The organism is Novosphingobium lindaniclasticum LE124 (genome assembly GCF_000445125.1).
Classification (GTDB): Bacteria; Pseudomonadota; Alphaproteobacteria; order Sphingomonadales; family Sphingomonadaceae; genus Novosphingobium; species Novosphingobium lindaniclasticum.
The window spans coordinates 1-9,028 of sequence record NZ_ATHL01000010.1 but is presented as its reverse complement, the minus strand read 5'-3'; the positions used below and the strand labels follow the sequence as shown (position 1 = coordinate 9,028).

At 65.4% G+C, this 9,028-nt stretch carries 8 protein-coding genes; 4 read left to right on the top strand and 4 right to left on the bottom strand.

The features are described 5' to 3' along the window. Positions 1-194 precede the first annotated feature (194 nt). On the bottom strand, positions 195-3,278 hold the full coding sequence (locus L284_RS26010; protein ID WP_031341331.1) for a TonB-dependent receptor plug domain-containing protein: 3,084 nt from the start codon (positions 3,276-3,278) through the stop codon (positions 195-197). 343 nt (positions 3,279-3,621) lie between these two features. Then, complete coding sequence (locus L284_RS26005; RefSeq protein ID WP_021232190.1) at positions 3,622-3,900, bottom strand: hypothetical protein; 279 nt, start codon at positions 3,898-3,900, stop codon at positions 3,622-3,624. Between the two features lie 162 nt (positions 3,901-4,062). On the opposite strand from L284_RS26005, the gene L284_RS47820 reads away from it, so the two are divergent. The 3 genes from L284_RS47820 (at position 4,063) to L284_RS25990 (ending at position 6,467) form a co-directional block, all read left to right on the top strand. Continuing rightward, positions 4,063-4,434, top strand: a complete 372-nt coding sequence (locus L284_RS47820; protein WP_152524583.1) for a hypothetical protein — start codon at positions 4,063-4,065, stop codon at positions 4,432-4,434. Between the two features lie 142 nt (positions 4,435-4,576). Further along, complete coding sequence (locus tag L284_RS25995) at positions 4,577-5,440, top strand: iron-containing redox enzyme family protein (RefSeq protein ID WP_031341330.1); 864 nt, start codon at positions 4,577-4,579, stop codon at positions 5,438-5,440. Between the two features lie 46 nt (positions 5,441-5,486). Further along, entirely contained in the window at positions 5,487-6,467 is a 981-nt protein-coding gene (locus L284_RS25990) for an SDR family oxidoreductase (protein ID WP_021232187.1), read from the top strand. Positions 6,468-6,488: 21 nt separating this feature from the next. Here L284_RS25990 and L284_RS25985 read toward each other — a convergent pair whose 3' ends face one another. Further along, positions 6,489-7,283 (bottom strand): MipA/OmpV family protein, encoded by a 795-nt coding sequence (locus L284_RS25985; RefSeq protein ID WP_031341329.1) that lies wholly within the window; start codon positions 7,281-7,283, stop codon positions 6,489-6,491. A 339-nt stretch (positions 7,284-7,622) separates the two neighbouring features. Here L284_RS25985 and L284_RS25980 point away from each other — a divergent pair, with 339 nt between their 5' ends. Continuing rightward, the gene (locus tag L284_RS25980) at positions 7,623-8,321 is read left to right on the top strand and encodes an NPP1 family protein (RefSeq protein WP_200861620.1); all 699 of its coding nucleotides are present in this window, start codon (positions 7,623-7,625) and stop codon (positions 8,319-8,321) included. Between the two features lie 105 nt (positions 8,322-8,426). Here the strand turns inward: L284_RS25980 and L284_RS25975 are convergent. Then, the coding region (locus tag L284_RS25975; RefSeq protein ID WP_021232184.1) for a FecR family protein at positions 8,427-9,028 on the bottom strand (602 nt) is incomplete at its 5' end.

Genomic DNA, 9,028 nt, shown 5'->3' with positions numbered 1-9,028 from the left:
CTGGGGCAAGGGACACGCCCCAGGCGCCGCTTCGCGTTCCCCCGCAGGGCCATGCCTAAACGATGGCTCTGCGGGGGAGGTCACAGGGTGCTTAGAGCATTTTCCAATCAGGTGAAATCACCGGATGACTCGAAAAATACGTCTAACCAGAAACTTAGAGTGGTCGATCCGATGCAATCGGATCGGAAACCGCTCTAGAAGTCCACCTTCGCGCCGACCCGCATGTAGCGGCCCATGAACAGGCGGTCCTGCCAGGCGGGGTTGAACTGGTACAGGCCGTAACCCGCGTTCGGATCGTACTTCGGCTTGCCGTCGAGCACGTTCAGAACGTCGAAGTAGAGCTTGAACTGGTCAGCAACCTTCACTTCGCCGTGGCCGTCGAGATTGAAGGTGCTCGGACCATGGCACTGGACGGCGTCACCGTTGTCGTAGCTGACCAGCTGGCCGGCCGCGGCGCTGGCGGCACAGTCCTTGTAGGTGCCGCCGGCATCGGCCGACGTGCTGGAGTAACCGCTGGTATAGTTGGCGGTCAGCGTCAGGCTGGCGCGGTCGTTGAAGTCCAGAGTGTTCTGCCAGGTCAGGCGGAAGCGCGGCGCACCCGAGCACGACGTCAGGCTGCAACCGCCCAGCGAGCCGTCATAGCGCCACACGGTGCCGTCGTCGTTCTCCTGTTCCAGACGGATCAGGTACGAGGCGTTCGCCTTGGTTTGCCAGGTGATCGTGTCGGTCAGGTTGAAGCGCGCATCGGCCGAGAAGTCGATACCCTTGCCGAGCATCGCATTCTGGTTGTTGAACGTACCGGCGATCTGGCCCAGCAGCGGCAGGGCGCCGGGGTTCAGCGGGTCGGGCTGGCCGGGGATCACGGTGATGCCCGGAACGTTCACGACGCCATTGTTGCCGTAATACTGTTCGTAGATCTCGGAGCTGATGTTCGGCGAAGTGATCAGGTTCGTGATCTTCGTGCGCCAGTAGTCGAGCGTAACCGTCACGTTGCGGACTGGCTGAACGACCATGCCGAAGGTGTAGGAGGTCGAACGCTCCGCCTTCAGGTCCGGATTGCCGCCCGAAGTGACGCCCGGAGAGTAAGTCCCGGCGTAGTAGGCCGGGTTGCTGCCGTGGGCGGCGCAGAAGGCCTCGTAGATACCCTGGGAGCAGTTGATCTGCGCGCTGTTGTAGCCGGTGGAGGGTGCCTGGAACGACTCGTTGAGGTTCGGCGCACGGAAACCGCGCGAGAAGGTGCCGCGCAGCTTGACCTGTTCGATCGGGCGGAATTCCGCCTCGAACTTGGGCGAGAACGCCTTCTGGCCAGTCGAGTAGTGGTCGTAGGAACCGTCAGCCTTGACGCGCAGTGAGTCGAGGATCGGAACCGAGATTTCATACGAGGTCGACCAGACGTCGCGGTGGCCCACCACGCTCACGGCGTTGATGCCGTAGTAGCGTGCGTAAGGGTTGTCTTCGTTGGGTGCGTTGGCGCTCGGGTTGTTGATCGATTCGTAACGATACTGACCGGCGACCGCCACGTTCACCATGCCGCCCGGCAGTTCGAACACGTCCTTGCTGAGCGTGCCGATGACTTGCGCCAGCTTCGAGGTGGCGCGGCGTTCCTGGTCGCGGAAGATCTGCTGGTTGGCTTCCGCCGAGTTCTGCGAAGGATCGACGAAGTTGTAGGTGCCCTGGGCGATCGCGTCGGCCAGGCCCTGAAGGTAGATGTAACCGGTGTTCTTGACGTCCAGCGTGACCTTCGAGGCGGTGGCGCCGACCGAGTAGTCCCAACCTGAGCCGAAGCTGCCGTGGATACCGGCGGCGACGCGGTAGGTCTTGGCGTCGGTGAAAGTGCGGCGCGGCTGGTCCGGCATGCCGCTCAGACGCGCAAGCTGGCCCTGCGAGGCGAAGGGATTGTTCGGGTTGAGCGTGCCGTTCGCGGCGTTGCAGCCCGTCGCAAGCAGATTGCCGTTGGCATCGACGCTGGAGGTGCCGTTGGCGCAGACATAGACCGGCAGGAAGACGTTGGTGGCGGTGATCTGCTCGCCGCCCGCCGCCGTCTGACCGGCCCACGAGGAGTTCGCGATCGAGTTTGCGGTCTTCACGTTGTAGTAGTTAAGCGCAAGGAAGGCCTCGGCATTGTCGCCGACCTTCACCGTGCCGCGCACCGCAGCGCCCTTGCGGGTCGTCTCGGCGGTATACATGCGGTAGTCGTTGACCAAGTCCTGCTGGCAGACCACCGAAGGGGCGGTGTTGACACCGTTGTTGGCGTTCTGGCCAACCGCTTGCTGATCGGGCGTGAGCGTCTGTGCGGTAAGGTTGCCGCAGCCGGCGCCGGCGTTCAGCAGCTGGTAGGCGCCGTTGTAGAGGATGCCGCTCGGCACGTCGGTGGTCGTGGCGCTATAGACCGGGACATAGTTGCCGTTGGCGTCGATCGTGGTCTGGGTCGACTGGCCGAAGTTCACCGTGGTAGACTGGAAGCCGTTGTAGCTGCCGTCGGCCTGGATGCCGTTGCGGATGCCGTTGGTCAGGCAGCCCTGTTCGGCGGTGCCGCAGATCGAGCTCTGGTCGGCGGTGCTCCACGGGCCCTTGCGGTCGCGCAGGTAGAGCGCGTCGTTGTGCTGGTACTCGGCGCTGGCGTAGATGTTGAAGCCCTGCTCGTCCAGGTCGCCATAGCCGTAGCTGGCGTTCAGGCGCTGTTCGCCGCCGTCGCCGCGCTGCGAGATGCCGAGCGAGCCGTCGAGGTGAAGGCCCTGGACCTGGCGCTTGGTGATGACGTTCACGACACCGGCGATCGCGTCCGAACCATAGGTTGCCGAAGCGCCGTCGAGCAGGGTATCGATGCTCTGAACGGTGGAACTGGGGATCGAGTTGATGTCGACGATGTTGCGCTGGGTGTCGTCGGCCAGCGGGTAATAGGCGGTGCGCATGCCGTCGAACAGCGTGAGCGTGTAGGCGTTGTTGAAGCCGCGCAGCGAAGGTGCAGTGGCGCCGGTGGTGAAGCCCTGCGCGGACCAGCTTGCCGGGATGGTGCCGGCGTTGTTGGCGGTCAGCGACTGCAGGGCGTCGGAAACGGTGGTGATGCCGCGCTTGGTCAGGTCGTCAGCGGTGATCGACACCACGGGGGACGCGGTGGCGGCCGCCGGATTGCGCGTGATCGAGCCGGTGACGACGATCGTGTTTTCTTCCGAAGCGTCAGCGGCGGCATCCTGTGCCTGGGCACTGCCGCAGAGCAGGACGAAAGCCGTGAGGCTCGTGGCGCTGCACAGCACAGCCTTCTGGAGGGGGGTCTTCAAATCTACGTTCCTTGTCCATTACGCTGGCAAGTCGTGCGACCGGGCTTGCCAAAGGTGCGACTGGTGCCGCCATTGGAGCGTTTCGATGACGCTCGGGGGCGAGCCCATCGCGCGTGGAACGGAGAGGTTCAAACGACTTCTGGCGTGTTATTGCATAACATTGCCGAGCTGTGCTGTTTATGTCACAGGCATTCCAGCGGGAGATATGTAGCACTCTTAACGTTAGATGAATTCAGCCAATCCCAACGCGTTAAGTATGCTACTCTTTTTCGTTTTTTCGGGCGCTCGCCGACGAGGACGCCGCCGCTTCACAGCTCCTCGCCGGCTTTGGCAGTCCGCGCGTCTATCCAGGCCGCTTGTCGTCCGCGCCATCTTCGCGACCGGCATTGCGACGGCCGGAAATCAGGTCTCGCCCGTCGCCCTCCGGCTGATCGGCGGCCTCGGGCGAGGCGGGCACTTGTCCGGCGCCGTTCGAAAACGGCTTGGCCTCCGCTCCGGCAAGGCCGCTGCGCATGTCGAATTCGGTGGCGTTCTGCGCGTCCACGCCTTCCGACGTTGCACGGGTAAGCCGCTGCTGCGCTGCCCGCGCCTCTTTACCAAGCTGTTCGCCATCGCCGCTCATCGTGGTTCTCCTTTCGCAAGGCAACGGCGCAGCAGCCTGCCTCGTTCCCGGAACTTGCCTCGACGCGGTCAAGACCTCGCTTCGTCGAAGCACCAAAGCGGGCAGGCCGATTTACGCTCCGGCTGCGGGAACGCATGGGCCATCTTGCCGCGTTAGGACGGCATGAGAGAGCCTGATTCCGATAAGCCCTGTGCAATCGTCGTCGCCGCTTCGCGCGGTGTCGTGCGCGCCGAGATCGAGCATTTGAAGCGGGGCGGTTTTAACGTGAGATTTCATGGCGGTGCGCTCGATGCCCTCGCTTCCTTCGGCGAGGACATGCCGCTGACCGCCGTCCTCGGCCCCCTCGACCCTCATCCGGCCAATGTGCTGTTGATGGAGGATCTGGATCGTTACGGTGTGCCTGTGGTCCGCGCAGTGCCAGTCGCGGTGCCCGTCTCGCCGCACGGGCGACGGGCGGCTTCTTCGCGGGCGGCTATGCCCCATCGCTCTGCTCCGGCCACGCGTGGCGGCGCGGATGGTCCGGCTCATCGATAGAATCGGATTAACATATATTTGGAGTGGGAACTTGCCGGGGCTCCGCACGTCCTTTCTGGGAAACATATCACGGAATTAACCCATGTCCCAGCTTCTGGCTTTTCGTCTCCCTGCCCGTAACAACACAGAAGATACTGGCGAATTGTTCGCAGATACATTCCAGAGGGAACTCGCTCACTGGAATCACGAGCGCCTCGCCCCGCAGTTTCCAACCGAGAACTGGCGCGATCGCCTGGAAAGCGACGCTGCGATGCTCCTGCGCGAAGGGGCATTCATCGAGCAGTTGCGCTCGCAAGTTCGGGAAGCCGCGCAAGAGGCTCCGACCGAGGCGAGCAGGTTCATCGATTGGTTCGAGGGGCTGGCGCAGGCCGGGCCCGGCCAGAACGACCCCCTCTTTCCGTGGCTGGCCGAGCAGGCGACGCGCGAGGAATTGCGCTGGTTCTTCGAGCAGGAAGCTGCCGGCGAGGCAGGATTTGACGACCTCGTGGCGATGACGCAGATAAAGCTGCCGGACCGCGCGAAGCTGGAGCTTGCCGCCAACTACTGGGACGAGATGGGGCGAGGCAACGCCAAGGGCATGCACGGTCCGATGCTGCACATCGTGGCCGAGGCACTCGAAGTCCGACCTTCGATCGACACCACCGTCTGGGAAAGTCTCGCGCTGGCCAACGCCATGACGGCCATGGCCAGTTCGCGGCGTTATGCGTGGCATTCGGTCGGCGCGCTCGGCGTGATCGAACTCACGGCGCCGTGGCGCTCGGCGGCGGTTGCCAAGGGGCTCCGGCGGATCGGCCTGTCCGGCTCGCAGCGCCGGTACTTCGACCTTCATGCAGTGCTCGACGTGAAGCATAGCCAGACCTGGAACCAGGAAGCCCTGATCCCGCTCGTCAGCGAGGATCCGCGGCGCGCCACTGCCATAGCCGAAGGGGCCCTGATGCGCCTCACATGCGGCAAGCTCTGCTTCGAACGCTATCGCGCGAAGCTCTGGCAGAACCGCGAACTCTGACCGATCGGGCGGCAGCGCCCGCGCAGCAGGGGAAGGAGATTACGAGATGAGCCGGAGCCTATCGGGCAAGCGTATCGTCATCACCGGCGCATCGAGCGGGATCGGAGCGGCGACGGCCATCGCTTTCACGCGTCTCGGTGCCCGCGTCGTGATCGCCGCGAGAGGCGCGGCCGGGCTCGACGACATCGCGCGGCGCTGCCGCGAGGCGGGCGGATCGGTGGAGACCCGCGTCGTCGACGTCACCGATGCGGCGGCCGTAACCGGTCTTGCTGCAGAGGCAAACGCGCTGCTGGGCGGCATAGACCTCTGGTTCAGCTGCGTCGGCGTGGGCGTTCTGGGCAAGTACCAGGACACGCCCTTCGCGGATCACCGGCGGGTGATCGAAGCCAACCTCATCAGCCATATGCATGAGGCGCATGCCGTCCTGCCGATCTTCCTGGCGCAGGACCACGGCACCTGGGTCAACATGATCTCGATCGGCGGCTTCGTCGCGACCCCTTATGCGGCGGCCTATTCGGCCAGCAAGTTCGCCTTGCGCGGTTTCAGCGAGGCCCTGCGTGCCGAGCTTTCCAAGCGGCCGCAGATCCATGTTTGCGACGTCTATCCGACGTTCGTCGATACGCCGGCCGTAGAGCATGCCGGCAACTACACCGGCGCGCAGCTCTCGCTACCGCCCGGATCGCTGCCGCCGGAGAAAGTCGCCAGGGCGGTGGTCCGGCTTGCCACGCATCCGCGCAATTCGACATTCGTCGGCGCCCCCGGCATCGTCATGAAGATGGCCCAGTTCGCCACGCCCAACCTGGGTCCGGCGATCATCAACGGCTTCCTCGACGTGTGGTCGCGCAAGGCGGAGCCCGGCGCGAACACCGAAGGAAGCCTGTTCGCGCCGCCGCCCGTGCCGAGCGGCCCGGACGGCCACACGCGCAGTCCAGCGCTGCGGCGCAAGGTCACGGCGGGCGCGATCGGGGTTCTGGCGGCTTCGGCTGCTATTGCCGGATCCCTGGTGGTCGCACGCCGGCGGAAATAGCCGCCGCCGTGATCCGCTTCGTCAGGGCGACAGGCGGTAGGTCAGCGAAAGGAACCCCATCGGAAGCGTCCTGTGCGCGACGAGCGGACTGTCTGCCGTTCGTCCCAGCAGAGTCGTCGCGCCGACCGAGCCGCTCAGGCTGAAGCGATCGTCCAGGCGGTAGATCGCCGTCATCAGCACCGAGGCGTCCTTGAAACCGGCCTTGCCGCGCCAGGCTTCGAGGCCAGAGGTCTGCGCCTCGGCGGCGGTGATGCCGAAATAGCGGTCATTGTGGCGGCGGTCGGCGAAGCTGGTTGCGATCGAGGGGGTGAGGATCAGTTTTCGGCTGGCCACGATCGGATAGGACAGGCTGGCGTCGGCCACGAAGCCTCTCGTATTGCCGACGAACCCCTGGGTGGCGCCAACCGTCGCGATTACGCCGCCGGAACTGAGGCTGGCGAAAGCGCGGGCGCCCGCACCGGACGACAGGCGGCCGACGCCCACGGGAACGTCGCGGCGCCGGTAGCCGGGCATGAAAGTGACACTCGAGCCGACGGTGAGGCCGCGCCGCGCGACGAGGTTGACGCCCACGCCATTGCGGAAATTGGCGAAGAAGGGGCCCTGCGCGATATCGATCGCCGGGAGCGGCAAGACCCGGTAATCGTCGGCGCCCTGATATACGGGGGTCGCGGCGGCGCCGATGCCCAGCAGGATGCGATCGTTGCTCGGCTTCTCGAACGATTGGCGGGAGCCGCTGAGATCCTGCGCGCAGGCCGGCGCGCTCAGGCTCGCCGCTGCTGCCGCAGCGCCGGCCGCCATGAGGTGTTTCCATTGCATAAACGCACTCCTTGCGCCGAGGGCATCCGACGACGATGGCGACAAAGCGCCACCGGGATCGCTCTAACCGCAAGATGCGGCAAGAATAGTTACATACTATGTCTAGGCGGAAGCTGGACAAGCTCGGTTCTGGACAAGCCGCCCGAACGACAGCCGCAAGCGCGCGGCAGCCGGCCCCTGCCAAGCGTCTTCAAACCTTCATAAAATTCCCTGTCCCCCTTTCCGGTGCCCGGGCGTCTTCCTGCTCGGGCGACCGGCTCCAGACAGCATGGCGGTCGTTGCCCTGCCGCTCCCTTGAGATCGGCATCGCCCGTTGACTGACTTGAAAGGAGCAAATCGATGCGCTTCGTTTCCCCTTTGCACCGGCTCGCCCGGTGGATGGTTCCGGTATCCGCGGCTTTCGTCGCGGGATCCGCCGTCGCCGCCGTCATACCGCATGACCAGGTTCAACCGATCCCCGCCGCCGCCGAAAGCTACATGGCCAAGTTCCAGCCGGTGCTGAAGGTCGAGAGCGGCTGCGTGCCGTTTCCCGCCGTCGATGCGAGCGGCAACACGAACGGCGGCCTGGCCCCCACCGGATCGCGCAACGGCGGGTGTTCCTCCAACGTCGGGCAGGTCTACGTGCGGGCCAAGAGCCATTACGGACTCTGCGCAGTCATGTACGCCTGGTACTTCCCCAAGGACCAGGTGCTGGACGGCCACCGTCACGACTGGGAAAGCGCGGTCGTCTGGCTGTCGAGCTGCGAGGATTCCGCGAATATCGTCGCGGTTTCCTATTCGGCGCATTCCGGCTTCGACAAGTCGACCTCGCCGCCGCACGATGGCAGCCATCCCAAGGTCCGCTACTACACCAACGGCATCACCAACCATCAGCTCGGTTCAACCGGATCGCAGGGCGGCCAGCAGCCGCTGATCCAGTGGGAGAAGATGCCGGCCGCCGCGCGCGAGGCTTTGACGAAGGCCGATTTCGGCAAGGGCAACGTGCCGATGAAGGACGCCAACTTCGCCAACAACATCGTCAAGGCCGATTTCCGCTGAGCGGGGACACGCTCCGGCAAAGCGATGGCCCGCCGCACGTCGATCGCGCAGCGGGCCATTTTCCGATCCAGGCCGAGCGGCGCTTGCAGCCGAGGGGAGGCGGCTTCAGGCGGCGACGAGATAGATCCCGTCCGCACGCTCGCGGGGCTGAAGGCCGAACAGGGCACCAATCAGCGCCAGCGATTGCCGAGGTTCGTCCAGGCGGAAGCGGCCGCTGAAGGTGCGGCTTGACAGCGCGGGCTCTTCCAGGCGGATCGGCACGGCGCTGTAGCGGCCGAGCCGCTCGATCGCGAAGCCGAGGCGCATGGCTTCGGCGTCCAGCCAGTCGTCCTGCCAGTCGGCATGCGCGGCCGGATCGAAGCTGCCTCCGGCGATGGCCCGCCCGTCGAACAGCGCCCATTGCCGTCCGGGCACGACCCGCGGCGGCTGTCCTTCCGCCGCCATCTGCACGTGGCCCGAAAAGACCCGCAGTTCGGCGGCCCCGGAGAGCCGGTCGACGCTGAAGCTGGTGCCGAGGGCGGTCATTGCCGCCCCTGGCGTGCGAACCTCGAAGGGGCGGGCGGCATCGTGGCGGACGTCGAAGCGGGCGGCGCCGCGCTCCAGCTCGATCCGGCGCCGTTCGGCGGTGAAGTGCACCGCGACCGACGAGGCGGCATCGAGCAGCAGGCCGGAGCCGTCCGGCAGCACGACATGCCGCCGCCGCCCGG

What these genes read in the sequence shown, in the direction of transcription:
- L284_RS26005 (WP_021232190.1), bottom strand. Translation starts at nt 3,900, where the DNA reads ATGAGCGGCGATGGCGAACAGCTTGGTAAAGAGGCGCGGGCAGCGCAG.
- L284_RS47820 (WP_152524583.1), top strand. Translation starts at nt 4,063, where the DNA reads ATGAGAGAGCCTGATTCCGATAAGCCCTGTGCAATCGTCGTCGCCGCT.
- L284_RS25990 (WP_021232187.1), top strand. Translation starts at nt 5,487, where the DNA reads ATGAGCCGGAGCCTATCGGGCAAGCGTATCGTCATCACCGGCGCATCG.
- L284_RS25985 (WP_031341329.1), bottom strand. Translation starts at nt 7,283, where the DNA reads ATGCAATGGAAACACCTCATGGCGGCCGGCGCTGCGGCAGCAGCGGCG.
- L284_RS25980 (WP_200861620.1), top strand. Translation starts at nt 7,623, where the DNA reads ATGCGCTTCGTTTCCCCTTTGCACCGGCTCGCCCGGTGGATGGTTCCG.